The sequence below is a fragment of the Sphingobacterium sp. FBM7-1 genome (genome assembly GCF_020687765.1).
Taxonomy (GTDB): domain Bacteria; phylum Bacteroidota; class Bacteroidia; order Sphingobacteriales; family Sphingobacteriaceae; genus Sphingobacterium.
This window is the reverse complement of sequence record NZ_JAJEWJ010000008.1, coordinates 163,608-190,430: the sequence shown is the minus strand read 5'-3', so window position 1 is coordinate 190,430 and position 26,823 is coordinate 163,608. Positions and strand designations below refer to the sequence as shown.

General features: G+C 42.2%; 19 protein-coding genes. 7 read left to right on the top strand and 12 right to left on the bottom strand.

Going from position 1 to position 26,823, the window contains the following annotated elements:
• Positions 1 to 336: 336 nt before the first annotated feature.
• On the bottom strand, positions 337 to 927 hold the full coding sequence (locus tag LKO28_RS13515; RefSeq protein ID WP_227695498.1) for a uracil-DNA glycosylase family protein: 591 nt from the start codon (positions 925 to 927) through the stop codon (positions 337 to 339).
• A gap of 30 nt (positions 928 to 957) precedes the next feature.
• Complete coding sequence (locus LKO28_RS13510) at positions 958 to 1,773, bottom strand: ZIP family metal transporter (RefSeq protein ID WP_227695497.1); 816 nt, start codon at positions 1,771 to 1,773, stop codon at positions 958 to 960.
• Between the two features lie 290 nt (positions 1,774 to 2,063).
• Between LKO28_RS13510 and LKO28_RS13505 the strand changes: the two genes are divergently transcribed.
• The gene (locus tag LKO28_RS13505; protein ID WP_227695496.1) at positions 2,064 to 2,921 is read left to right on the top strand and encodes a universal stress protein; all 858 of its coding nucleotides are present in this window, start codon (positions 2,064 to 2,066) and stop codon (positions 2,919 to 2,921) included.
• Positions 2,922 to 2,997: 76 nt separating this feature from the next.
• Here LKO28_RS13505 and LKO28_RS13500 read toward each other — a convergent pair whose 3' ends face one another.
• The 4 genes from LKO28_RS13500 to LKO28_RS13485 form a co-directional block, all read right to left on the bottom strand.
• On the bottom strand, positions 2,998 to 4,725 hold the full coding sequence (locus tag LKO28_RS13500) for a polysaccharide biosynthesis protein (protein WP_227695495.1): 1,728 nt from the start codon (positions 4,723 to 4,725) through the stop codon (positions 2,998 to 3,000).
• Positions 4,726 to 5,518: 793 nt separating this feature from the next.
• Positions 5,519 to 6,355, bottom strand: a complete 837-nt coding sequence (locus LKO28_RS13495) for an MBL fold metallo-hydrolase (protein ID WP_227695494.1) — start codon at positions 6,353 to 6,355, stop codon at positions 5,519 to 5,521.
• A 72-nt stretch (positions 6,356 to 6,427) separates the two neighbouring features.
• Positions 6,428 to 8,134 (bottom strand): glycoside hydrolase family 3 protein, encoded by a 1,707-nt coding sequence (locus LKO28_RS13490; RefSeq protein ID WP_227695492.1) that lies wholly within the window; start codon positions 8,132 to 8,134, stop codon positions 6,428 to 6,430.
• A 94-nt stretch (positions 8,135 to 8,228) separates the two neighbouring features.
• The gene (locus LKO28_RS13485; RefSeq protein ID WP_227695490.1) at positions 8,229 to 8,768 is read right to left on the bottom strand and encodes a TetR/AcrR family transcriptional regulator; all 540 of its coding nucleotides are present in this window, start codon (positions 8,766 to 8,768) and stop codon (positions 8,229 to 8,231) included.
• 254 nt (positions 8,769 to 9,022) lie between these two features.
• Between LKO28_RS13485 and LKO28_RS13480 the strand changes: the two genes are divergently transcribed.
• Positions 9,023 to 10,396, top strand: coding sequence for a DUF4270 family protein (locus LKO28_RS13480; RefSeq protein WP_227695488.1), 1,374 nt, complete (start codon positions 9,023 to 9,025; stop codon positions 10,394 to 10,396).
• A gap of 3 nt (positions 10,397 to 10,399) precedes the next feature.
• Positions 10,400 to 11,425 (top strand): Kelch repeat-containing protein, encoded by a 1,026-nt coding sequence (locus tag LKO28_RS13475; protein WP_227695486.1) that lies wholly within the window; start codon positions 10,400 to 10,402, stop codon positions 11,423 to 11,425.
• A gap of 66 nt (positions 11,426 to 11,491) precedes the next feature.
• Here the strand turns inward: LKO28_RS13475 and gltX are convergent, their stop codons facing one another.
• Entirely contained in the window at positions 11,492 to 13,015 is a 1,524-nt protein-coding gene (gene gltX, locus LKO28_RS13470) for a glutamate--tRNA ligase (protein ID WP_227695484.1), read from the bottom strand.
• A 60-nt stretch (positions 13,016 to 13,075) separates the two neighbouring features.
• On the opposite strand from gltX, the gene LKO28_RS13465 reads away from it, so the two are divergent.
• The 4 genes from LKO28_RS13465 to LKO28_RS13450 all read left to right on the top strand — a co-directional run bounded on the left by LKO28_RS13465 (position 13,076) and on the right by LKO28_RS13450 (position 17,335).
• A complete protein-coding gene (locus LKO28_RS13465; protein WP_227695482.1) occupies positions 13,076 to 14,311 on the top strand; it encodes a sensor histidine kinase in 1,236 nt (411 codons plus the stop codon).
• Positions 14,292 to 14,825, top strand: a complete 534-nt coding sequence (locus LKO28_RS13460; protein WP_227695481.1) for a DinB family protein — start codon at positions 14,292 to 14,294, stop codon at positions 14,823 to 14,825. Before LKO28_RS13465 ends, LKO28_RS13460 begins: the two co-directional genes overlap by 20 nt.
• A 345-nt stretch (positions 14,826 to 15,170) precedes the next feature.
• Entirely contained in the window at positions 15,171 to 16,481 is a 1,311-nt protein-coding gene (locus tag LKO28_RS13455) for a sugar MFS transporter (RefSeq protein ID WP_227695480.1), read from the top strand.
• 11 nt (positions 16,482 to 16,492) lie between these two features.
• On the top strand, positions 16,493 to 17,335 hold the full coding sequence (locus tag LKO28_RS13450; RefSeq protein WP_227695479.1) for a DUF2911 domain-containing protein: 843 nt from the start codon (positions 16,493 to 16,495) through the stop codon (positions 17,333 to 17,335).
• 52 nt (positions 17,336 to 17,387) lie between these two features.
• On the opposite strand, the gene LKO28_RS13445 is transcribed toward LKO28_RS13450, so the two are convergent.
• From LKO28_RS13445 to LKO28_RS13425, 5 genes are read right to left on the bottom strand one after another with little or no spacing between them, the layout of a single operon-like run.
• Positions 17,388 to 19,868, bottom strand: coding sequence for a glycoside hydrolase family 2 TIM barrel-domain containing protein (locus tag LKO28_RS13445; RefSeq protein ID WP_227695478.1), 2,481 nt, complete (start codon positions 19,866 to 19,868; stop codon positions 17,388 to 17,390).
• Between the two features lie 28 nt (positions 19,869 to 19,896).
• Positions 19,897 to 21,489: a glycoside hydrolase family 43 protein gene (locus tag LKO28_RS13440; RefSeq protein ID WP_227695477.1), complete on the bottom strand. Its 1,593-nt coding sequence runs from the start codon at positions 21,487 to 21,489 to the stop codon at positions 19,897 to 19,899.
• 53 nt (positions 21,490 to 21,542) lie between these two features.
• Complete coding sequence (locus LKO28_RS13435; RefSeq protein WP_227695476.1) at positions 21,543 to 23,261, bottom strand: cellulase family glycosylhydrolase; 1,719 nt, start codon at positions 23,259 to 23,261, stop codon at positions 21,543 to 21,545.
• A 4-nt stretch (positions 23,262 to 23,265) separates the two neighbouring features.
• A complete protein-coding gene (locus LKO28_RS13430; protein ID WP_227695475.1) occupies positions 23,266 to 25,173 on the bottom strand; it encodes a hypothetical protein in 1,908 nt (635 codons plus the stop codon).
• A 19-nt stretch (positions 25,174 to 25,192) separates the two neighbouring features.
• Positions 25,193 to 26,821 (bottom strand): RagB/SusD family nutrient uptake outer membrane protein, encoded by a 1,629-nt coding sequence (locus LKO28_RS13425; protein WP_227695474.1) that lies wholly within the window; start codon positions 26,819 to 26,821, stop codon positions 25,193 to 25,195.
• Positions 26,822 to 26,823: the final 2 nt, after the last annotated feature.

Sequence of the window (26,823 nt, the reverse complement as noted above, 5' to 3'; positions counted from 1 at the left end):
CTCCCTCCCTCGCGGAGTGGTGCAAAGGTAGAAACTTTTATAACACACTCCAAGAACAAATACACTATTTACACCCCAATAACCCTTAAAACACTGACGGATTGAGGAATAAATTTTCCCTCACACTCCTGATTTAAAGTTTAGGATAAACCAGTACTAATTATATACACCAAGTAACTGTTATTACAATCCATCTCCCAAACTGATTTCACACTACCGTTATTAGCCAGCAGCGAAACGTAGTTTTTGGCACGAGTTTTGATACAAATATGTATTCATAATTTAGGTTAATAATTGGTTTAGAAGCCCGCAGTCGCCCGATTTCGGGCTTCTTTTTTATACCTCTTGTAATATCCGTTTCACTAATCTTTGCAATACCGGAAGGGTCTCTTGTTTAAACCACGGATTCTTTGCCATCCAAATAAAGTTTCTTGGTGAAGGATGCGGTAATGGAAAATAAGTCGGCAAATAGCCTTCATAATTTCTTACTGTTTCAGTCAACGTGCTATATCTTTCTTTCCGAAGATAATAAGATTGCGCATATTGTCCGATGAGCAGAATCATCCGCAAGTTCGACAAACGGGAAAGCACTGAGTCATGCCATAATGGAGCACAAACAGACCGAGGTGGCAAGTCACCGCTTTTACCTTTCCCTGGATAGCAAAAACCCATAGGCATAATCGAAAAGTTTTTAGGTTCATAAAACAATTCCTCTGTAACGCCTAACCAGCTTCTAAGCTCTTTTCCACTTTGGTCGTCCCAAGGAATTCCAGACAAATGCACTTTAAGCCCCGGAGCCTGTCCTACAATTAATATCTTCGAACGATCATCAATCGTCAATACAGGGTTTACCCCCGCTACTAACTCTGATTCACAAACTATACAACCCCTTATAACCTTATACAACGCATCGATTTCCTCGCTCATATTTTTTAGTTTATTTCTCCATTGTACCTCTTAACCCAAAGCAACATCCAATGACATCATCAAAATAAACCCCCCGATAAAACCTAAAGTCGCCCAATCCGAATCTTTATTCTGTTGCGCTTCAGGGATCACCTCCTCTACAACGACAAACATCATAGCCCCCGCAGCAAATGCCAACGCATAAGGCAACAAGGGTGTAAAGAATGCCACTGCCACTGCTCCTAATACAGCAGACACGGGCTCCACAACAGCAGACAATTGTCCATAATAAAAACTTTTCCGCCTTGAGATCCCCATACGACGCAACGGCATCGCCACCGCAATACCTTCGGGAAAGTTTTGAAGACCAATCCCCACAGCCAACGCTACAGCGCCACCTATACTCGCTTCTGGAACTCCCGCAGCAACTGCACCAAATAAAACACCAACCGCAAGTCCCTCCGGAATATTATGTAATGTAATAGCCAACCCTAACAATGTTGTTTTTTGCCACGGCGATTTCACACCCTCTACTTGCTTAAAGTTAACGTGAAAATGCGGCAACAATTTGTCTAATGCAAAAAGAACTCCTGCACCCATCAAAAAACCAGCAACCGCGGGCAACACGCGCGAAAACCCCTCACCATTACTCATATCAATCGCAGGAACTAATAGACTCCAGATACTTGCAGCCACCATTACCCCTCCTGTGAAACCCAACATAGCGTCCATAAAATTACGGTTCAGCGTCCTGAAGAAAAAAACGAACGCTGCCCCCAGTGCAGTCACTAACCACGTAAAAGTAGAGGCATATAGCGCCGCCAACACAGGATTTAACTCCGAAAAATAATTAATAATACAATCCATTATTTATGCTTTGGGATATCATGCACAAAGTTAATATAAAAAAATCCTGAAGCGGGGAACTTCAAGATTTTTCTACTAACCAATTATTAATTAACCTAAATTATGAAAAAAATTACTCTATTGTTATCTATTAAACGCGGGATCAACTATTTTATTTCGTTAAACGCATCATGTTAACATCTTTTAACGATTAAAGCATAGCTCAGAAAGACCTAACCACACTTGGTAAAGCCATAAAAAAAAGATATATTTGATAAGCACCCTTTATATGTATAAATTTCATTTCTTTTATGAAGAACGTCATTCTTGTACCTACAGACTTTTCGAAAAACGCCTGGACAGCAACAGTGTATGCTGCAAACCTAGCCACAAAGCATAGCTGGAAACTACATATCCTCCACACCTATCAGGAGTTTAGCAACACACGAACAGGGATTCGATTTACGGAAGAGATACGAGCTTCCGTTTTAGACACTGCTCTACAACGAATGAAACAACTAGAAACCGACCTACAAACAAAATTCCCAGGATTGGTAGTTACATCAGCCTGTATGCTAGGCGACCTTAGTAAAACAGTATTAGACTTGTTGAGAACAGATCATTATAATTTTTTGATTATGGGAACAAAAGGTGCCGGACGCATTAAAAGTGCAACTATTGGCTCCAATACGTTTGAACTAATTAAAAAAAGTCCGATTGGCGTTGTAGCTATTCCGGAAGAATATCACGACTTCAAGCTGGAAAAGATTGGGATGCTAACAAATTTCAAAGAGAGCGAAGCGCAACTACTCCATTCATTTACCGCTCGCATACAAGCTACCCTAAACCTCACATTATTGCATGTCACAGAAAAAGAAGAATCTCCCGCCATGTCAGACATCGAATTCTGGAAAGAACAAATTTCACAGCGTTTCGCCGTTAACAACGTTGATTATTGTGAAAAAAATGCCGTTTATAGGTTGGATTACAATATGCCCATTCCTAAATGTATCGATTGGATGATCGAAAAAACAGCAATTGATCTATTATTAGTATCCTATAACCGAAAAAGCTTTTTCACGAAACTGTTTTCGCGTAGCCTAGCCCAAACTATTGCACACAACGTATCGTTACCAACTTTCTTTATACGGAGTGATTTGAAAACCTAAGAGAAACACGCACATACATCATTTTCTTTCGACAAAACACGTAACACTTCTTCGTCTAAGCGAACGCCCTCCCCAGCTATACGGATTTGTTTTTATCCAATTGATCGTAAATCGAGTTTTGAGACACGAATTCAGGAACAATATATTTCAATTGACGAACAATTTCGAAATCGGCATATTCAGCGGCTTCTCCATCTCGTTCAACCAAGCTGCACAATAGATTTATTTCCGCTCTTTTAATTAACAAATCCTCTGTACAAACTTTCGCTATCATAATTTTGGGATGATGTGTCTTGAGGGTGTTTTCATTAGTAGCTAAGAGTTCCTCATATATTTTTTCGCCTGGGCGTAAACCCACAACCTTAATATCAATATCTTGAGGATACCGATATCCTTTTAATTTAATCATCCGTTTGGCCAAATCAATAATCTTCACCGATTTCCCCATATCAAACACAAAAATCTCCCCCCCTTTACCCATCGTTCCGGCTTCCAAAACCAGCTGACAGGCCTCGGGAATAGTCATAAAGAAACGCGTAATCTCCGGGTGAGTTAATGTTAAAGGCCCTCCTTTCGCAATCTGCTTTTCAAAAAGTGGAATAACCGACCCATTAGATCCTAATACGTTCCCAAATCGCGTGATAATAAAATTAGTAGAACTCTGCTCATTGCAAGAATTGACATATATCTCTGCAGCCCGTTTAGATGCCCCCATCACATTCGTTGGATTCACAGCCTTATCTGTCGAAATCATCACGAACTTATAAACGTCATATTCCATAGACAAATCTGCCACAATACGAGTACCATATACGTTTGTCCAAATCGATTCGTAAGGATTAGCTTCCATTAATGGTACATGCTTATAAGCGGCTGCGTGAAAGACGACATCCGGCCTATGAGTCTCAAATAATCGACGCATAAAGATTTGATCGCGCACATCCCCTACTATAAAAACGGCTTCGTCCGGATTTGAAGTGTGAATAGTCTGTTGCACATCATATAACGCAGATTCCGCTTGATCCACCATCACAAGTCTTTTATACGGCAATGTCGCAATCTGTCGTGCAAGTTCGCTTCCTATGGAGCCGGCAGCGCCTGTGATAAGTATTGTACGTCCGTCTAATTCTTTTTCTACGACCGGATTATCTAATTTAATTGGTTTTCTACCCAAAAGATCTTCAATTCGTAACTGACGAATTTGCCGTTTACCGCCACCACTTAAAAGAGACCGGCCCGGTTGCATAATTTTGAGTTCGATGTTTAAATTATGAAAATGATCGGTTACTCGAGAAAGCCGTTCGGGATCATCATTTTCCACCGCAATGATCACCTCGTCTATATCATTTTTATGTATAAAGTTCTCATCGATATCGCTGATATGCAGAATTCGTATTCCCCGAGAGTTTTTTCCGACTCTATTAGCATTATCCTCAACAAAAGCGACCACTTTATTTTTTGAACGAATATCGTCCTGCAACATAGCGTAGGCAACCAAACCCGGCCTCGACGCTCCAAAGATCAGTACATGCCTACTTTTTCTCTTGGTAAAAAACAGTAACTCGTAAATCTGCCTATACACAACCCTCGCCGCAACCAACATCACCATAGTAAAAAAACCATGTGAAAAAACAACGGCATACGACAGACGAAGGTATTCGGCCCATACCGTATCTCTCAGTTCTGTAGAACGAACCAACAGCGTGATCAGGAAAAGTACCATGCATGCCAACCACACCGTCTTGAAAATACGAATTGCCTCACTAAGACCAGTATGTCGTACAATTTCCCGATAGGTTTTCATGAAGAGGAAAGCGCCTAAATACACAAGCAAAACTATTATGCATTGCTTGAACATCAATCCAATGTCAAAGCCCCCCATGAAGCTATTCAAAATGAAATTGAATGTTACATAACATCCAAATACAATAATTACATCAATCAATAAAATAACCCATCGCGGATTATCTTTTCTCAACTTCTTCCTCAGTAAATTCAAATCCATCTTCTTTTGGATACCCTAGGCCTATTATAATAAAATTATTTTTTACTAATTCCCTTTTTAATCAATAACCGTCGATCATTTCAATTTTGAACAGACTTAAACCCGACTCTTACTTTACCCCCACGAAACCTAATTGTAGTTTTTTAGCTACATTATCGTCCTAAACTCAATCCGTTTTTTTAAGCTTCTCTAGGTTAACTTATCTGATGAAGCGTCAACAACTCGACAATCAAAATAAACATAAACAAAACCACAAGCCAAAACGTCCGTGCCGCAAATGGAAGTCGATTATATCTGTCTATTAATTTATTCATCTCTTTTCGTTACGTTATCTGGGTTCTTAACCCACTTACTATTTCAATAGTAGTGGCCGACTTAAATAGACAATAAGTATGCCGAACCTCCACATCCCCGACAAAAGGACCTTCTTTTTGTAAAAAAAATGTTATAGGAAGTTGATAATTTGGAAAACAGGAGGCATCTCCTTACATTTGTCTCATCATAATTTAGGTTTATAATTGGTTAGCTAAAGGTTTTCATTCTCCCCGTTTGAAAACCTTTTTTATTTAACTCCCTATTAGTCCCATTCCATTTACATAGAGGGAAAAACTAAGGAAGTCTGTAAAGAAACCTGTTGCAATGACGGTTTCTCCGCCAATATTGGCAGCAAACCACCGCTATCAAACAGTTCAGTCTCTTGGAAGCGCGTAGCAATAGACAATTTAGTTCCACCAAAATGAGGAGCAAAAGTTTGATAAACTAACTCTACACTATTATTTTGTCCTGAAAGATGCCCTAAAATTAAATGTCGCAGACGACGCTTACGATAAGTTAAAACTGTCTGTAATGCCGTATGATTAGCAAGGTGTCCCCACCCGTCCTGTATCCTATTTTTTAAAAAGTAGGGATAGCTGCCGCTATTCAACAATTCTTCGTCATAATTGGCTTCCAGTAAAAGAACATCAGCCTCACTAACTACACGTTTCACGTTATCACAAACGCGCCCAATATCAGTCAGCACAGCCACATTCACCTCTCCATTTGAAACAACAAAGCTACATGGATCTTCTGCGTCATGATATTTGGGAACACCACAAATCATCAAGGCGCCAATTTTCACCATTTGATCTGAATTGATAATATGTAATAAATATTCTGGTAATTGCAAACGCGAACCATGATAGGAACCAGCCGTCATATATACGGGGACTTGATAACGTTTGCAAAAAACAGCTAACCCTCGGATATGGTCAGTATGTTCATGCGTTATAAATATTGCTTTAATCGTTGACGGAACAATACCTAGGTTTGTCATCCGTAACTCCACTTGCTTAGCATTAATACCCACATCGATCAAAACAGCATCTTCTCCATTCGCGAGGTAATAACAATTACCATTACTCCCCGAGGCTAAAGCACAATATTTCATAGCAGGCAAATATAAGCACTTCGACTAAGATCCAAACACTTTCCGCTGATATACATATGTGATGGAGAATACCTACTCCCCATCACCGTATACAAACCGCTTGTTAACGGTTACGGGCAATTTACCTGCTGCTTTAATTTGCCCTAGAAGAACTTTCAAAGCAGCTTTTTGCATAAAATGATCATTTTGATAAGCCATAATAATACTATTACTTCGCTCGATAGGTAGATTATCCAGCACATAAGGGTTAGTGAACATTACCGTGATCGTTCTTTTGCCCGCTAACCGGCCGATGAATTCACGCACCTGTGCGTTTATTTTAACTTCGCTCGCCGGGCGCACCCGACTGTCATGTATGACTAAGACGATCTGAGGACTCTGACGGATTTCTTTTAACAAATCTTTCAACTCTTCCTCCGTCTCCCTTCCCGTTATAAAAAATTCCTTTTTATGAGATACCTGTACAAACAGCCCTTTTTCAAAATCCTGCGGTTCATTCACCCCTATACAAACTATCGCCGTCTCTATTCTTTTGTTAAACGTCTGAATACGTTTATCTGATTTAAGCACCGTAACAGCAGCATCTGCCAACCGTTGCACCAATGATTTTGCTGCCGGCACATTTAAATCATTCACCAAGTTCGTCAGCTTCACAGGCCGATAATTATTTAACCCTAACCAGTATTTTGCCGCAAGCACCCGCTTTACCCGCTGATCCAGTTCTACCTGTTTTATACGACCGCTTTTTACGGCTGCCTCCACCAAACCAATCGCACGAGAGCTGTTTTCCGAGATTTCTAATAAATCGTGTCCCGCCTCGATCGCCATCACATCAGCCTCTCCATTGGGGAAAAACTTTGTAACTCCTTTCATATCCATCGCATCTGTAACTGTCAGTCCGCTAAAGCCTAAGTCTTTTCGGAGAAGATCTGTTACTACCTTTCTGGAAATCGATGAAGGAATATTGGGCTTTGCATCCAACGCCGGAATATTCATATGCGCTACCATTACTGCCGGCGCGCCCTCCCGGATAAGTTCACGAAAAGGAAAAATTTCCAGACAGTCTAACCGATTTTTGGAAAACTTCAGTTGTGGCAAATCGTAATGCGAATCGATGTCCGTGTCCCCATGCCCCGGAAAATGTTTTAAAGAAGCAATAATCCCTCCTTCGACCATGCCCTTCATATACGCTTTCGCCTTCCGGGTAACATTATATTTGTTATCCCCAAACGAGCGAAAATTGATAACAGGATTTTTAGGATTATTGTTGATATCGACTACCGGCGCAAAATTAAAATGCATGCCCATGCGTTGGAAATCGCGAGCTACCTGGCGTCCCATTTCATAAATAAGCATTTCATTCTGTATAGCACCTAACGTCATTTGATAAGGATAGGAAATCGTAGAATCCACGAGTCGCATTCCTAAGCCCCACTCACCATCAAACGTCACTAACAAAGGGACTTTCGTCAATCGTTGATAGGCATTAAACATCTGCGCATGTCGTAGCGGTCCTCCTTGGAAAACTACCAAGCCACCCAATTGTTCTTTTTGTATCACCTGAGCCACAGAATCTATGTAGCGCTGACCTAGATTCGTATGCGCACGGACTAAAAAAAGCTGGGCAATACGCTCTTTAGGTGTCAGTTGCTGAAAAATGGAATCCACCCATGCATGACGGCTATTTATAAATTGGACGAAATCAGCTTTTTTTTGTCCGTATACTCCGCATACAAAAACCACACAAAAAAAAACTAGGGATGCGAATTGTTTTACCATATCCTTGCTAGTTTGCTCCTTCCGAATTACGCAAAAAAAACTGTTTTTTCCAAATCATCAAATGTGCGATAATCCACGTACGTACAACGTTTTATTACAGTTTATACTTTTTTTCCAGCAACTGTGCGAGTTCTACCCCATTATCCACATCTCCATTGGCTTCTTTTTTCCAAAGCATGTCAATAATTAACAATAAACATTGCGTTTCCAGTTCGGGATTGTCGTATCCTAATTCAGAAAAAGCTTTAACTAAAACCGGCTGCACAGGTTTCATAAACTGATCGTGTTGTTGCTTCGAAAAATCATTATGAGATAATCGCTCTTGCAATTTCCAAAAAAGAGGTTCATCGGAAACCAACTTGTTCGGAAGAAAGATCATATTTTTCAAAAACTCTTTAGGATTCTTGTAAGTCATCATTCCCCTGTGATGGGAGAGGACCCTTCTATACCCCGACTTAATAATATGAGCCAATAAGGAGTCTTTATTGCCAAAATGTTTAAAGATAAGCGCTTCAGACACCCCTGCTTCTAAAGCAATTTCCTTCGTCGACGTATCCACATAGCCCTTCTCTGCAAATAAAGAAAGCGCTACTTTCATTATCTTCTCTTTACGGCTCAATGTCGTCTCTTTCATGTAAAACAATACTATTTTCAACAAAGATACTATTTTTCAGCGCGACTAATCTTTCTGAAAACCCTCTAAATGTCAACTTAAATTGATTTCTGTTAACGGGGCGAAATAACAACCGTAATTAGTTCCCCGAACGTTCTCCATACCACAATAATATTAGTAGCTTTGCACGGCAGCAATAAAACGGACTGATTTTAACAAAATATAACACTGATTAACAGTCCTATTTCATTACTTTTGCTGGTCAAATAACAAATATGAATCCATTTATAAGAAGAAGTATTAACTTTTTTGCCATATCTTTTTTCACATTAATCATTGGAGCGGCTTGCGACAAAGATATGAGTGTCATGCTCGATAATTCTGCAACAAGCAACGTAGGTGTCACTTTAGTTGACTCATTCACTGTCCAGACTTCCACGGTCCAGCTTACCGACATTCCAACAGCTAGTACAGGCACTCTACTTGTGGGGAAAGCCGTTATCCCTCCGGGTGGAGCCATCCAATCGACAGCTTATTTTCGTGTTGGATTTTCCAGTTTAATCAATGATATTCCAGAAGCTGCTACTTTCGATTCCTTAAGCCTAGTAATACGTCCTTCTCATGATGCGTATTCCGTGGGAGACACAACGGAACTTCAAAAAATAAACGTTCACGAATTAACACAGGCTTTGGCGACCAAAACCGCGACACCTCGTTTTCCAAATCAAGCTCTACCCGTGTATATTACCGGTGCAACACTTTTTTCCAATCAGACATTTAGTTACGACTCTGCACCTATTGGGTCCGTTATTTTTCGGCCGCATTTGCACGCAATCGATAGCTTGAATATTAGGTTAGCAGATCAAATCGGACAAGATTTCTTTAACAAGATCAAAGCGGGCGATCTCCAAATGTCTTCAAATGATAATTTCAAGGAATATTTTAAAGGACTAGCGCTCGTACCCGACGAAAATAATACAGCTATTATCGCTTTCCAAGACACATTAGAGGTTCGAATAAATTATAGCTATATTGGAACAGACGGACATCGTCTTGCTAACTACAAAACGCTTAGCATAGTCGAACCGACCTATCAATACAATAATATTATTACGGATAGAACGGATACACCCTTTGAAACGTTGACAGAAACAACCCCGCTTTCAAGTTCAGTAACGGGTGGACTTACTTTTGTCCAAGCAGGTAGTGGTACTGTAGCGAAAATCGCCTTCCCGTCGTTAAAAGAGTTCTTACAGAATGAAAATATCGCAATCAATAAAGCAGAATTGGTCATCGAAACATCTTCAATAGCAGGCGATATCTATCCCGTACCGAACGACTTGATGCTTTTCATAGCCGATCAAGACGGAGTTCCGACGTCATACTTACAGAGTCCGTATGGACAACAAGGGCAGTTGCAACAAGTTCCCTTCATAGCAGGAAAAGAAATGGGCCAAAATGCTACTTACACCTTTAATCTGATGCTATTTTTACAACAAATGAAATCATCAACTATTTATGATGACAGTTCTTTCTATTTAAGTGCCACAAGCCCGAGTTTATTTAGCTCACTAAACACCGCAGTCATTGCGTCGGAAAACGCAAAACCAAAAATAAAATTGAATATATTGTACACAAAATTTAGATAATTTATGAATAAGAAAAATTGGCTATTGTTATTCTTTGCCTGCGCTATTGCTTTCGCCTCGTTTAATTCGTGTAAGAAAGATGATAATGAGAGTGAGAGCGGTGATACCGGCCCTACAGAATGGAGAAGGTCGGTTGTATTTGACGGTCAGCGTCGTAGCGGGGCCGCATCTTTTACATCAAGTGGATCGGGTGCAGCCGCGTATGTTGTAGGTGGATATACTTCAGCAGGATTCGTCACAGATGCTTTTAAATTTGATGGTGCGACTTGGGCGCCAATTAAGGAATTTCCAGGTCAGCCCCGTCATGAAGCGGTAGGTTTCTTTATAGGAGGCAAAGGCTACGTAGGTACAGGACACAGCCTCGTTAACGGCGTTAGTGAAGATTTCAACGATTTCTACAGCTATGATCCAGCAACCAACGAATGGGAAGAAATAGCCCCTTTCCCTGGTGACGCACGTTATGGTGCGGTAGCCTTTACACTTGGAAACTATGCATATGTGGGCTTAGGCCGTGCAAAACAAGGATCGACTGACTATAGTAATTTCTACAGATACAATCCATCCAACGACACTTGGACACCTATTTCATCTCCTTTTAAATATAAGAAAGCCTATGCCTTTGCTTTTGTCATTGGTGATAAAGCTTATGTAGGGGGTGGCCAAGACGGTGGCACAAATGCTTTACCGGAAGACTTCTATTCTTTTGATGGCAGCGAATGGGAACCATTAAACGATTTAAATCGTAGTGATGACAACTATACTTACGATGCTAGAAAATATGCAGCCAGCGCCTTTTCTATCGGCAATTATGGCTACGTAATAAGCGGAAGAAATGCGAGTACGGTTACCAGTACCGTTTGGAAATATGACCCTGCAACAGACTCTTGGACAGATAAACACGAAGCACTGTCCTCAGATCCTCGGGAAAAATCTGTTGGATTCTCGCTAAACGGAAAAGGCTACATTACCACAGGTTTAAATGGAAGCAGATACTTTGATAGTACGTTCGAATTTATCCCTGTTCGTTAAACTTCCTTAACAAGCACATAAAAAAAGGGAGCCCTGCTCCCTTTTTTTATGTGCTTAATTTCTCAATCACTGCGTGAAATACGGCAAAGCACTTTCGATTCGCACACATACCTCATCTTTACCTAAAACTTCCGCAATCTCGAATACATCCGGACCGAATTTACCACCCACCAACATTATCCGAAACGGCATCATCAACTCACCGATCTTCATGCCTGATTCCGCAATCTTTCCTTTAAAAAAAAGCTCTAGATCAGATGCTATCCACTCCTCCATCGTCCTAAATTCGGATGCTATATTTTTAAAGAATGTGGTTTTATTTTCATTCCACTTTGGCTTAACGGCCTCCACGTCGTAGCTTTCCGGCACAGTAAAGAAAAAAGAAGCCTGCTCCCAAAAATCTTTGATAAAAATCATCCGCTCCTTAACCAGGGCTAATACGCCGGAAACATAATCCAACGACTGCGATGAGACTCCCTGCTGATTTAATATCTCCTCTATTTGTGGTAAAATCTCCGAGTTGTCTGTTTTCTTAATCCATTCATGATTAAACCACTTCGCTTTCTCAAAATCAAATTTCGCTCCTGCTTTTCCTATCCGATCGACCGAAAATTTCGAGACAAGCTCTTCGATATTAAAAATTTCTTGCTCCGTACCGTCATTCCAACCCAAAACCGCCAACATATTGATGAATGCCTCAGACAAGAACCCCATTTCTCGAAAACCCTTTGTCTCCACGCCTGTTTTAGCATCCGTCCAATTCATTGCATATACCGGAAAGCCTAAGCGGTCTCCATCCCGTTTACTAAGCTTACCATTTCCATCCGGTTTCAAAATTAACGGCAAATGCGCCCACTGCGGCATCTTCTCCTTCCAGCCCAAGCGCTCCCAGAGTAAAATATGCACGGGCGCCGAAGGTAACCACTCCTCTCCCCGAAAAACATGCGAAATCTCCATAGCCATATCATCTACGACCACCGCCAAATGATAAGTTGGCATACCGTCAGCTTTTAACAATACCTTATCGTCTACAAGACCCGTCTCAAAGGCAACACGACCGCGGATCATATCATCAAAAGCAACCGTATCATCCGCCGGCATTTTGATACGAATGGTATGTGGATGCCCATCAGCTAATAGTTTCTTCGTATCCTCCTTCGCTAAACTTAGTGAATTACGTAGTTTCAGTCGATTTTCGTGCGAATATCGGAAGTTAGGTTCTTCCTTACGATGTTCTTCCAACTCTTCTGCCGTATCAAACGCATAATACGCAAAGCCATCATTTACCAATTGTTCCGCATACTGACGATATGAAGTCTTTCTTTCACTCTGCCGATAAGGTCCAAACCCACCGGGGTTATTAGGACTTTCATCAGGCGTCAACCCACACCAATTCAAACATTCATTAATATATTCTTCAGCCCCCGGCACAAATCGCGTCTGGTCTGTATCTTCAATTCTTAAAATAAATTCCCCTCCATGATGCCGAGCATACAGATAATTGAACAATGCGGTGCGTACACCACCCAAATGTAAACCGCCCGTCGGGCTTGGCGCAAAGCGCACTCTAACTTTTCGTTGCGAACTCATATCGACAAAATTACACATTTTAGGAATGGCAAAAAATCCCTATTTTGCACAGTATTATATATGGATCAGAACAAACTTTATCAGTACAATAACAAACAGCGTTGGAAATTCTTCCTTTTCCTATTCGCAGCATTCATCGCTGCTGCATCGCTTTTTTACACCAATTATCTGGTAAAAAGTCTTTCTCGCTCGGAGCGTGCCAAAGCGGAAGTTTGGGCGATGAGTACGCGTAGCATTATGACCATGCCTGACGTGGATGATCAATTCATCAGCTATGTGTACGCTGTACGCGATAGTCTGGCTATCCCTGCCATCATCACTGATAGCGATGGTAACATCATTTTTTGGCGGGGTCTTGACCCTCATAAAACTAATATTCAAGAGCAAGATTCAGCCGGTAGTAATCTAGAATACGACCCCATATACTTTGAAAAACAGTTGGCCAAGATGAAGCGTAATCGTGCTCCCATTGCACTTCCTTTAGATACAGGAGAAACCTGGTCTGTATTTTACTTAGATTCTCTGGCACTGCGTCAATTACGCATATTCCCTTATCTCCAACTCTCTCTGATAGCTATCTTTCTTATCATCGCGTACACCGTTTTTAATTCTATAAAAAAGTCTGAACAAAATTTAGTTTGGGTAGGGATGGCAAAAGAAGCAGCCCATCAACTCGGCACCCCCATTTCCTCTTTGATGGGATGGCTAGAGTTAGTCCGCATTAAATTCCATGCTGAAGATGACAGTGCCTTAAACGAAATGGAAAGAGATGTAAAGCGCCTAGAAGTGGTAGCCGATCGCTTTTCAAAAATAGGCTCTATTCCTTCCTTAAGCAGCCACGTTGTCTACCCAGTTGTCCAAGATTTTGTTCAATATTTTAAAGTAAGAACCAGCGAAAAAATCACGTTCGAAATCACTGGAGATAAAATTGTGGAAGCAAAGTTAAATATTCCCTTATTCGATTGGATTATTGAAAATTTGTTAAAAAACGCCGTCAACGCGATCGAATCTGAAGGCAAAATAACCATTAACATCATCGACAACATTGCAAAAGAGGAAATTTTTATAGACATTAGCGATACAGGAAAAGGCATTCCAAAGTCAAATTTCGATGCGATTTTCCAACCTGGTTTTACAACACGTAAACGTGGCTGGGGGTTAGGACTCAGTTTGACAAAACGCATGGTCGATTATCATCAAGGCCAAATCTTTGTTAAAGAATCTGAACTAGAAAAAGGAACAACATTTAGGATTATACTTAAAAGTAATTTACGTTATGAACCCACTCAAGTCTGATGAATATCCTGCAATCTATAACGAATATATAGCCAATGTTGTTGGCTCCGTTATGGAAGAGCTCCACGAACAAATTGAAACTCTCCCTGCATTTATTCGAAATATTCCTGAACATTTGGGTGATTACACCTACGCTGAAGGAAAGTGGACCGTAAAAGAAGTTCTATGTCACATCTTAGACACCGAGCGGGTAATGGCTTACCGCGCGCTACGGTTCGCTCGAAACGACATGACAGAACTAGCACCTTTTGAACAAGACGAATTCGTACAGAACGGACGACACAATGAACGTTCGTTGGAGAGTATAGAAAATGAGTTTATCCATCTACGGAAAGCGAACCTTGTGTTATTCAAGACATTCAACGAAACGGAATTAGAAAGAAAAGGTATGGCATCCGGCAGGCTCATCACTGTTAAAGCATTTCTTTATGTAATTGCGGGCCATTTGGCGCACCACCGTATTATATTAAAAGAACGCTATCTCAATAATGACAACATCGAAGGTTTAGATTAATAAAACAAACTAGAGGTGTCCAAAACAGAAGTAAACCAGACAAATATTACTTTTTTTTAAAAAAAAAGTAAAAAAATAAAAACTATATCACCATCTCAATTGTACTATAGATGAATACCATTCAATATGGTTTTATGATACGGTTTAGGTTTTAGAGAGACTTCACCCCCAATGAAGTCTCTCTATTTTTTTAACGAATTAGCATGGACATTCCGGATTGATCGCTCACCTATCCGAAAATTAAAAAAATCCCGCCATTGACTCCTATCTATTCTAATTATCAATATATTTTATTAGCCTTGTGTTTCGGTATCGATAATCATACTTAAATCTAATATTTCAAAAATGGATTCAAAAACCTCACCACAACAAGCTAGCCAGTCATCTCTGGGGCCTATGATTATTATTGCTTCCTTATTCTTTATTTTCGGCTTTGCAACCTGGTTAAACTCTTTATTGATTCCCTATCTTAGAATTGCCTGCGAACTCACGGAGGTACAATCTTATTTTGTAACTTTTGCATTTTATATTGCCTATTTAGTCATGGCGCCGGTTTCCACGTGGGTGTTAAACCGATACGGGTTTAAGAAAGGCATGGCGATCTCACTAACTGTGATGGCAATTGGTGCTTTACTATTTATCCCCGCAGCTTATACACGAACATACCTCATCTTTTTACTCGGTTTGTTTACGATGGGCGGAGGTTTAGCTATTTTGCAAACAGCCTCTAATCCCTATATAACGATTATCGGGCCGGTCGAAACAGCCGCAAGACGAATAAGTATTATGGGAATCTGTAACAAAGTAGCAGGCGCGATTGCGCCCGTACTTTTAGGATTATTCCTAAACCTTAGTGAAGCCGATAAAATTGCCAAACAAGTAGAATCGATGCCTGCAGATCAGTATTCGGCAGCATTAGATCAAGTCGCTCTACAAGTAGTCCAACCCTACATCGGTATCGTCGTCGTTTTGCTACTGCTTGCAGTTTGGATTTCATATACAAATTTACCCGAAGTAAAAGGAGACGAAGAGAAAACTGCCGACGACCATATGGTATCCGAAGACAAAAAAGGCATTTGGGATTTTCCCCATGTCATATTAGGCTTCATCGCTTTATTCTTGTATGTTGGCGTTGAGGTTCTCGCGGGCGATACGATTATTGCTTATGGGGTTTCTCAAGGTGTCACCCTAGACAAAGCGACCGTGTTTACAGGCTATACTATGGCTGCTATGGTATTTGGATACCTCATCGGAATCGTTGCCATCCCAAAATATTTCACTCAAGAGACCGCCCTGAAAGCATGTGCTAGCCTAGGTATCCTTTTCACGCTAGGCATTGTTTTTACAGAAGGTATGGTTTCGCTCACCTTTGTTGCGTTGCTCGGTTTAGCGAATTCACTGGTGTGGCCAGCTCTTTGGCCCTTGGCGCTAAAAGGAGTGGGTAGATTTACCAATGCCGCTTCCGGCTTATTGGTGATGGGTATTGCAGGCGGCGCCGTTATACCTCTTATTTACGGACAAATCGCTCATATGATCGGCTCTCATGCCGCGTACTGGATCGCCTTACCCTGTTATTTATTTATCCTTTATTACGGTATCGCCGGCCACAAAGTGGGAAAAAAAAATAATAAATCTTATTTTAGCATAGAAAAATAAACAACTTATACATGAAAACAACAATCTTATCCTTAGTATTCGCGGGCTGCCTTTTCTTTTTTACCCAAGAGTCACACGCGCAAACAGCGTTTCCCCCAGCGAGCAGCAGCACCACGATCGAACAAGGTATCGGCATTAAAAAAGTCAAGCTTGTTTACCAGCGTCCAAATGTTAACAACCGTACCATATTTGGAGGTTTAGTACCTTTCGATCAAGTTTGGCGGACAGGGGCGAACAGCATACCTGCGATAACCTTTGAAGAAGACGTGATCTTAGCAGGCCATAAAGTTCCTGCTGGTACATATGGTCTCTTTACCATCCCAACCAAAGGTGATTGGACCGTCATCCTTAGCAAGAATGTAGAACAATGGGGAGCTTACCAGTACAATCAAAGTGAAGATTTCCTACGTTTTCAAGCGAAGTCAAAACAACTTTCAGACAAAGTAGAAACCTTTACCATCGCCTTTGAAAATGTAAAACAGACTGGCGCTGATTTAACCTTAGCTTGGGAAAACACAAAAGTTTCCTTCCCTATTGTTGTGAACCAATCGCAAGAAATAATGGCCAGCATAGACGAAGCCATGAAAAGCGAGAAGAAACCTTACTTCCAGGCGGCACAGTACTATTATAACAACGATTTGGACATTAATAAAGCTGTTGAATGGGCAAATGAGGCCGATAAAGGAAACACAAAAGCGCCGCATATTAAATATTGGAGAGCCAGAATCCAATTAAAAGCTGGCGACAAAGCAGGAGCAATCAAAACCGCAACAGAGGGCATTGCGATGGCGAAAGCTGCCAATAATGAGGAATATATAAAATTGAATACGCAAGTGCTCGAGGAAGCAAAATAAAAAATGTAAAAGCGTAAGCTCCAGTAAATTGATCTGAGCTTACGCTTCCATTTTACTCCACAATTAATTTTCGAATTCCGCTCTTCAGTCCATCGGAGTGAGCCGAGACAGTTACCTCTCCATTAGCTATATACCCTTTAACTACAATGAGTAACTTTCCATTGTATGCTTTTCGTGTCAAGGATTGAAAAGATGTTAAATCTGTCGGATTACCATTATCCGTAGCTACAACAGTTCCTCCACCTTGTATTTCCACATTGATCCACGCATTGAAATCAGGCAGCTCATTTCCGTCCGTATCCACCGCTACAACTTCAAGAAAGGCCAACTCTTCGCGTGCTGTGTTTAAGGTATCTTGTTTACTTTTTATGACAAGACTTACAGCTTCTCCCGTTGTCTGACGAGTCTTACGTCTCACTTCTAGCCCATCTTGATAAGCAAGAACTGTAAGGCTTCCGGCCTCATAGGGTACCGCCCAACTGACGTGGAGCTTATCTTTTTCTTTTGCTTTCCGGCCTTTCGACACATCGTTTACAAACAGCTCCACTTCATCCGCTTGGTTATAATAAACAACCACATCTATCGTATCGCCATCTTGCCAGTTCCAGTGAGGCAATATGTGCAGTACCGGGGTTTCGCTCCATGCACTCTGATAAAGATAATAAACGTCTTTCGGAAACCCGGCCAGATCAACTATACCAAAGTAAGAGCTTCGTGCCGGCCAAGTATAGGGTGTAGGTTCTCCCAGATAGTCAAACCCTGTCCACACATACATACCCGAAACGTGCGGGTAAGTCTCGAGCAACCGTAAACTCTCCTCATGTGAGGATCCCCATGGCGTATGCACATGATCGTATGAGGAGATGCTTTTATCTACGTTTCCCCCATCAAACGGAATGTCCCAATGTAACGGCCACATTCGTACAGAATCCACCGGCACGGCATCGTACTGTCCGCGACTAGCCAATGCGGAAGTTCCTTCCGTGACGATAAATTTACCGGTCGGATGGTCTTCAGGAAAGCTCGCCCATTTTTGATGGTTATAATTATAGCCAACAATATCAACAGCCGGACTCATTAACACGGGATTGTCTTTGGACATTTCATTATTCGCGATGGTGGTAGGTCGAGTGCCATCCAAGCTGTCCACAATAGCCGCCAATCGCGCAGGTATCGCTGCACCCAATTCCGGATCATGCCATTGCTCTTGCGCTTCGTTGCCCAGACACCAAATAAACAACGATGGATGATTCCGATCACGCTTAATATGATCCGCAAAGTCACGCTTATACCATTCGTCCCAATACAGGTGATAATCAAACGTATTTTTAGGGTGTTTCCATACATCAAACGTTTCGTTCATTACGATAAATCCCATTTCGTCACATAGATCAAGAAATTCAGATGCCACTGGATTATGCGAAGTCCGGATACCATTTACACCCATATCCTTCATCATTTGCAATTGTCTCCTCGCAGCAGATCGATTGAACGCCATCCCCAATGCGCCAAGATCGCTGTGCAGGCAAACGCCTCTGATCTTCAACGGCTGCCCGTTTAAAAAGAATCCCTGTGCAGCATCAAAATGAAAAGATCGTATGCCAAATACAGTAGTATACCGGTCTAATTCCTGCTTTCCCTCCCATATGATAGTCACTGCGCGATAAAGATGAGGGGTATCCGGAGACCAGAGCAGGGGGTGCGTTATCGTTAAGTTTTGCTCCACGAATTGGTTTCCCTCCCCGTCAATACGTAACCTTCCTATCTGCCCTTGTGAGACTACCTTACCTTGAGGATCGTACACTTGTGTTTCTACCGTGATCCCATTTTGTCGGTGCGCGGAATGATTAACAATCTCCAATTGTGTCTTAATCTGCGCCTGCCGCTCGTTAATGACAGGCGTTATGATAAAGGTACCGTTATAAGCGATCGCTACATCAGATGTGAAGAACAGCTTGACATCTCTATAGATCCCCGAGCCTGCATAAAATCTCGAATTAGGCTGTTTGCTGTTATTTACCTTGACGGTAATGATATTCGGATCTCCTTTCTTATTTATATGGTCCGTCAAGTCATAAACGATGGGTACATAACCATTCGGTCTATGTCCTAGATAAGTATTATTGATCCAAACTTCACTATTTTCGTATATCGCCCCAAACTCGATATAAACACGTTTCGAACTTTCTTCTTCGGAAAGCGTAAACGATTTCTTATACCAGCCCACACCCCCTGATAAATATCCTGTGCCGCTACTTCCAGCACTTAAACTATCGAAAGGTAACTCAATACTCCAGTCATGCGGTAAGTCCAATTGGCGCCAGTCCTGATAATCAACACGACTGTCCCGGTAATCAGAGACGGAATCCAGACGAAAAAACCAACCCATATTGAAATCAACAATCTTTCGGCTCTGGCCTAGCGCTGTCCCTATCCCCATTATTCCCGTCATCACCAACACAAATGCACAAGTCGTAATTTCCTTAGGCCATAGTCTTGTACGTACGATTCTAAACCCTTTATATGTATACATTTAATCTTTTTATAAACCGCGGGCATAATTATATGCCTACGGTGTAATCAAACCAATCAAAAAATGCTTTAGCACGAGTCGGCTTACCATTGGACGAGCTGTACAACCCAATCATGATACCCGTAAATCCACCAGCTACCTCCGTACTGAGGTATCGAGTGTCTAGAGAACCTAACGATTCCCAGTTTGTATCTCCTGGAATTTGATAGTGAAAGGAATACGAAAGCGGTGTCCCCTCTATCCGTAAAACTATTTTATTATCATGAACCATTTTTTCAGCCGCAATGTATCGCAACGAACCCACCGATACACGTAGTTGAACAACATAATGCTTCTTTTCCCTTTTCAACAACAACTCGTAATGGTGTGTGTTATTCTGGATTAAAGTCACACCAGCTTCCTCATCATCAGTTTGCGATACCAGTTCCAACGATGTCGAAGCACTAAACTCATGTTCGGTCTGTCTACGACAGATCATAGATACTTGTGCGGCTTCATCTAATGTATTGGACGAGGCAGTTATCCGAAAAAATCCAGGACGTTCATGAAGTGAGTAATTTTCACGAATAGGATTTCGCAAAAATTGCCATTCAAATCCGAGCATGTCAGAGTCAAAATCCGTGCGGGTCGTAGGTTCGGCAAACGGCTGAAGCGGCAAAGTGGGCACTTTCATATCCAGATACACAATACCATTACCATTGACCTGCGGCCATCCCCCTTCCGGCCAATCCACTGGGGCCAAAAAAGTCTCTCTCCCCAAAATATGATAATACGTATACATCTGTGTCACACGGAATCCCAAAAACACAGTCCACCAAGATCCATCAGTAGCTTGTACAAAATCGGCATGTCCTATCCCTTGAATAGGGTTTCCCTGTCCCATACGATTGGCATGTGTCAAAATGGGATTCAGCGGACAATTTTCATACGGACCGAAGAGATTTTTGCTCCGTCCGATAGTTGCGCTATGCATATATTCAGTCCCTCCCTCTCCAATTAACAAGTAATAGTAGCCATCCTTTTTATAAACATGTGGAGCTTCTGGGAATCGTCCGCCCGTGCCTCCCCACACCAGTCTCTCAGGAGAGAGCTTTTGGCCTGTTTTGAGATCGATCTCGGTAATCCGTATTCCTTCATCGCCCTGTGTGACAAAATACGTTTTACCATCATCGTCCCAAAAAATATCGGGATCTATACTTTTAATATCGACCCAAATGGGATCACTCCATGGTCCAGTAGGATTCTCTGCCGTACAATAGAAATTGCCCCGATCGGACACATTGGTACATATCACATAGAAGAGACCATCATAATAGCGCAGCGAGGGAGCATATAACCCTCCCGATGCTGTCGCCGTCTGTAAAGAAAGTTGGGAATCCCGTGTAAGGCAATGCCCAACATGCCGCCAATTGACCAAGTCTTTGCTGTGATATATAGGCAATCCTGGAAAATATTCGAAGGAAGAAGTTACCAGGTAGTAATCCTCGCCGACCCGGCATATACTGGGATCTGGGTTAAATCCTCTGATAATTGGATTTTGGAAACCACTTTGCGCCGATATATGCGTGATTATCAACGAAAAGATTACCATTAATATATTTGGGATAATGCTTTTTGTCATAATAGAAATCCTAATTTAAAATAATCGTACGATCTAGTGTTGCCGCGCGAGAGTTAGTTAATACCCTCCATAATCGCATCCAATGCGTCCTGATGCACGACCTGTCCGTTACTCCTATTAAATAATCCTGAACCACCATCTCCGGTATGGCCATTGTCCCAATAGAAAGGTATCAATTCGTTTGTTCTGGCCGATCTGGTCACGTACTTCAGATAATTGGCTCGTGCTTTTTTATGATTGGCTAAAGCAGTTTGATTAGACAGGTTCGCCCTATATGTCGGGCTATACTCTCCAAGGATAACAGGTATGCCTTGATCTACAAAATGAGCTTTCACCATTGCAAACTGCGCATCTACCCAATCCTCTTGCCCCCAATTGGCCACATTGGGAGAACCCGCAAACTCCGACCCCCAAAGGTATTTGTCACTACTACGATCCAACGCAAATTCATAGGGATCATAAAAATGCACTTCTGCCATCAAACGGTTTGTTCTGACATCGGTCGGCATATCCAGATAGTCAATGGCAAAGTTGATATTTGTATTATAAGATTGTACAATCAGATTTCTATACGCATTGCGCCCCCCGGTAGAACGCACCGCATCTACAAAGGTCTGATTAAAGGATTGCTGGACCTCAATGTGTTCTGCCGTAGGTGTATTGTAATCGGCATGTACCTCATTCGTACCTGCAAATAAAAGATGCTCATCGTATTCCCTAAAGTATACTGCGATCTGTTCCCAAAGCGCTTTTTGTTTCTCCCCGACTTCTTCCTGATGACTATATAATGGATGTTCCTCTAACCATCCGCCGTCCCAATGTATATTAATAATGGCATACATATCGTTATCCACACAGTAGTCCACAACTTCTTTCACTCGTTCAAGCCACGAATCTTTTATACGGTAAGTAGTCTGGTCTTCAATGTAGCCGCTCCAAGCACAAGGTATCCGCACAGCATTGAAACCCGCTGCTTTCACCGCATCAATCAAACCTTTGGTCGTCTTTGGATTTCCCCACATGGTTTCGCTGGCGGAGGTAGGACTTGCCGCAGCTTCCAATGCATTCCCCAGATTCCACCCCACACGGAGCGTCGCAGCTAAAGCAATTGCATTCAGAGACACGCCAGTAGATACCGGAGCAACCGTTAACGGATTTGCCTTCTGTTGGACAATGACAAGTAAGGTTTCATCACCCTGTCTGAGTGTAATGGTTCCTGTGCGCTCAAAGATATTTCCATTTTCCTTTATCGAAATAACCTCCTGATAAGAAGTTCCTGAAACTATAGGATCCGACTTTCTAGACATCCATTCTCCTTCAAAATCAACAACATAGGCCACATTGCTCTCCAGCGTAAGTACCAATTCCTGCGCACCCTTTTCCACCAAGTATTGGTCTTGACTAATCGAAAACAATACAGATGCCGTCTGAACAACAACTATCTGTCTTGTCAAGTTATCCGCGGTGACCGTAATAATAGCTTGACGATCAGCCGTCTGGGGATTTACCGTCGCAGTTGCCTCTATTTTATGTGTGCCCGCGCCCCCTGTAGAAGGCGTTAGCCTCAACCAACTCTCCGAAGAGGATACCGACCAGTTTACATTAGCCTTCACATGGAATGCTTTGGTACCTCCCGCATTTGCTAGGGATATATTTTCCGTCGAAACCGTCAGTTCTGGTGTAACGGATTCGTGTTCCTTCGAACAAGAAGGTATAAAGGATATTATTATTCCCCATACAACCACGAAGTAACGCATTTTCCTCATGTTCATCTTTTTACGGTTTCAAGATCATATGGTTCATGGTTATTTCTCCAGGTTTAGAGACGAATCCCAAATACATCCCCTTCGTACTTATGTTATTCAAGTTGGCTCCATCAAACGAACCGAAGAGCCAAGGTCCTTTTCCATCTCCGTTATCCGTATATACAAAGCTAAAGGTGAAAGGGGCTTCAGAATAAGTGATTGTACGTGTATCAGGATCAATAGTAACCACTATACCGTTCTTCGCAACGCCGTTATCCACGGCGTTCGCCTTCAGCACATCGCCATCCAAATAATAGGAGATCGACGAGGCCATACAGGCATCGTATATGGATTGTGTCCAAAGCCAATCTTGTGTCGAAAAATCATTTGGGAAGAGATTGCTCGTCCATCCGCCAGACCAAGATGCGGTGACCCAATCGGCAAAATAGTTCACGTTTGGCGTAAAAGTTTTCCCTACCAACGCACTTTTCCAAGGAGCCATCGGATCGGCTGTCGTACCGCCAGCTACCGGCTCGAACTTGTATACTTGATATTCTGGCTTATCTGCATCTCTTTTCCCCAACCAAAGTCCGGATATCGTACCAGCAGCATCACGTTCAACATCAATAATACGCAACATATGGTCATCGTTGGTTGAGAGCATTATCGAGCCTGATATGGCGAATGAAATCATTTTGTCAAACACGATATTATTATGCTCATCGGTACTATAGGATCCTGTAATTCGGGTGTTGGAACCATCCGTAAACACATAATTACCGGCGTTCGCTCCAGTCTTATCCAGTGTCAGCGAAATATTTCGAATCAAGGTCGCATCGTACGAAGCCCAATCCGTCGACAGATAGCCCGAAGGATCAGACCAATTGTTTAAAAATTCTCCGGCAAGTGTTGTCCAATTGTAAGGCGTATTCAATGATAACGCCCATTTTTTACTCGTTGTAGTCGATGTTGTTAGATCATCGTTGGCATTGCCCTCGTAAGGCGGTTCCGGATCCGGTTGATCTCCTGGCACCCAATTATCTTTATAGTCTTTGGAAATAAAATTATAGACTAATAAGGCAGGGCCTTCTCCAGACAAAGCTTCATCACGCAAGACAGCAAGCTGCATGTAGTCCTCCGTTAAGGACATAATTTTAATATTCCCCCAATCAACCACTTGGCCATCACGTCCGGCATCATGTAATGGTGCAGCATCGAGCATCCGCATGGTATGGTTATCCGTATCAATCATGAACATCCCATCTTCCACGCCGCGTCCTGAAATCATTTTGTGATCTACACTTACTTTAGCCCCGTCTTTAAGCGAGAACGTCATGGAGCCGTAATCTCCGGCATCCATCAACCAAGTATTACCTTTATAATCAGGCTTCCAATTCCAGGAATCCCCCTCTACCGTCTTCCCTTCCGTAACAGTCTCCCAACTATCATCCGTACCGTAAAAATAAAGTGGCCCTAAGAAATATCTACTTAGTTCTTCTGCATCCAGATCAAGATACCATGTTTTTTCTTGGCCCACCCCTCCAGACAAGAGCGTCCACAATTCATGGTCAACGAAGCCTGCATAGAAATCATCGATGGTGAATGTCGCCGGTTCTCCGAATACCATACCACCTCTAGTTTGCACCCCAAACTTGACTTGGTAAGTACCTTCAAAGGGGATTTTCAATGTCACTTTATGCGCTTGACTACGCCCTTGCGGATGATCCCATAAGGGTGTATAACGACTGTCCATCAGACTCGTTAAGTAAACAATATTAGGATTTTGTGGGTCGTGCTCTATTTTGAACGCAATCCCTTCTACAAGATCTCCGGGATTAACATCCAAAGCTCCCAAATCAAAATCATCAGGCGTACAAGACGCTATCCATACGCTAGCCCAAGCAATGAGCATCGTACATAACTTTATTACGCGGTTCATAATTTTATCATTTATAAGTTTAGTTCCAACCATCATTTTGTGTCAAAACACCATTTGATAAGGTAATCTGATTGTTCGGTATCTGCATCAATCCTTTTGTACTGATAATCTGCTGTGCGTTGATGACCACTTGGTCCGGAGCCGAACCACTCAACACATTTTGTGTCTGTGCGATCGTTGCTGCGGCACTCTCCACGCCCTGACGCAATAGATCCCAATAGCGAATCCCCTCAAAAGCAAACTCCAACCTTCTTTCCTGCAATATATTGGTTTGGTTTACCGGCAAAGCCACGAAATTACTACCATAAGCACGTTGTCTGACCAGGTTGAAGTAATTCTGCGCCTGCGATGAGCCTAATTCCGCTGCCATCAGCAAGACATCGGCATAGCGGATCACAAAGTAGTCTTGGTCTTGGGAAATCTGAAAATCATTGTCTCCCCCTGTATTCGACGAACCATCAGGTAACGAAGTAGGCGTATATTTTTTGTTTGCGTAACCCGTGTATTCTCGCTGGTCGTTAATATCAAATCCGGCAATACCTTCTCCTTCAATATCGATGATCGATGCCACCTTACGCGCGTCATTGTCGGAAAAAGCATTCACCAGTCTCGGGTTGACCGTACACGCTCCCCAGCCCTGTCCGTAGGGCGAAAAATTTGTATTCCGCAATCCAAGCATTACCAGCCACCTGTTTCCATCGATGTTTCCATTGTAATTTTGGGTGTTATTGAATTTTTTAGCGAAGACAACCTCTATATTTCCCTTTCCGGCGTATTGCGAGCGATCTAGCGTATTGTCGTTAGAAACAGGGATATAACTGGAAGCGGGCCATAGGTTTTTGAACTCCTCAACCAACGCAAATTCATTGCTGGAAATCACCTCCTCTAAACCTGCCAAGACTTCAGCTTTCGTAACAGCCAAATCATCTACGCCGTAATAACCGGTGTAAAATAAGTACACACGGGCAAGCAACGCTTTGGCAGCATGCGCTGTCACCCGTCCATCGTTGTTGGCGGCGTTTGATTTCGGATAAGCGTCCGCAGGAATATTATCCGCTGCAAACTTAAGGTCTTCCACAATCAGTTGATAAGTTTCTTTAGCTTCCACCTGTGGTACATTCTCGCTAGTTGGACTTGTCAACAAAGGAACACGGCCAAATAACCTAACCAGATCGAAATACATGATAGCTCGCAAAAACCGGGTCTCTCCCTCTATCCGAAGTTGCGTATTCTGCTGATCACCAAAGTCCGTCTCTTCCATTTTAGTCAATAGCGTATTGCACCTAAAAATACCCGCGTAGTAGTCCGTCCAGGTACCGTCGAATAGGTTGTTATCCGAAGGCGACTGTGCCTTATCAAATCTATCAAGCACCTGATAGCCCCTTCCATCGGTATGTCCGGTTCCGCCGAAACAATTGTCGGACAGGATCTCCGACGCCACTGTAAAAGAGAGATTGCCATTCGAGGAGGTCCGTTGGTAGCCATCGTAGCAACCAATCAATGCCATCTCTGCATCATCAATGGTCTTATAGAAATTGTTTTCCAGTACATCGGTCATCGGTTCGACATCCAGAAAACTAGCGGAGCATCCGCTAAGAAACAAACCCGTCGATAAGATCGATGTATATAGTATTTTTGACGTTTTCATCT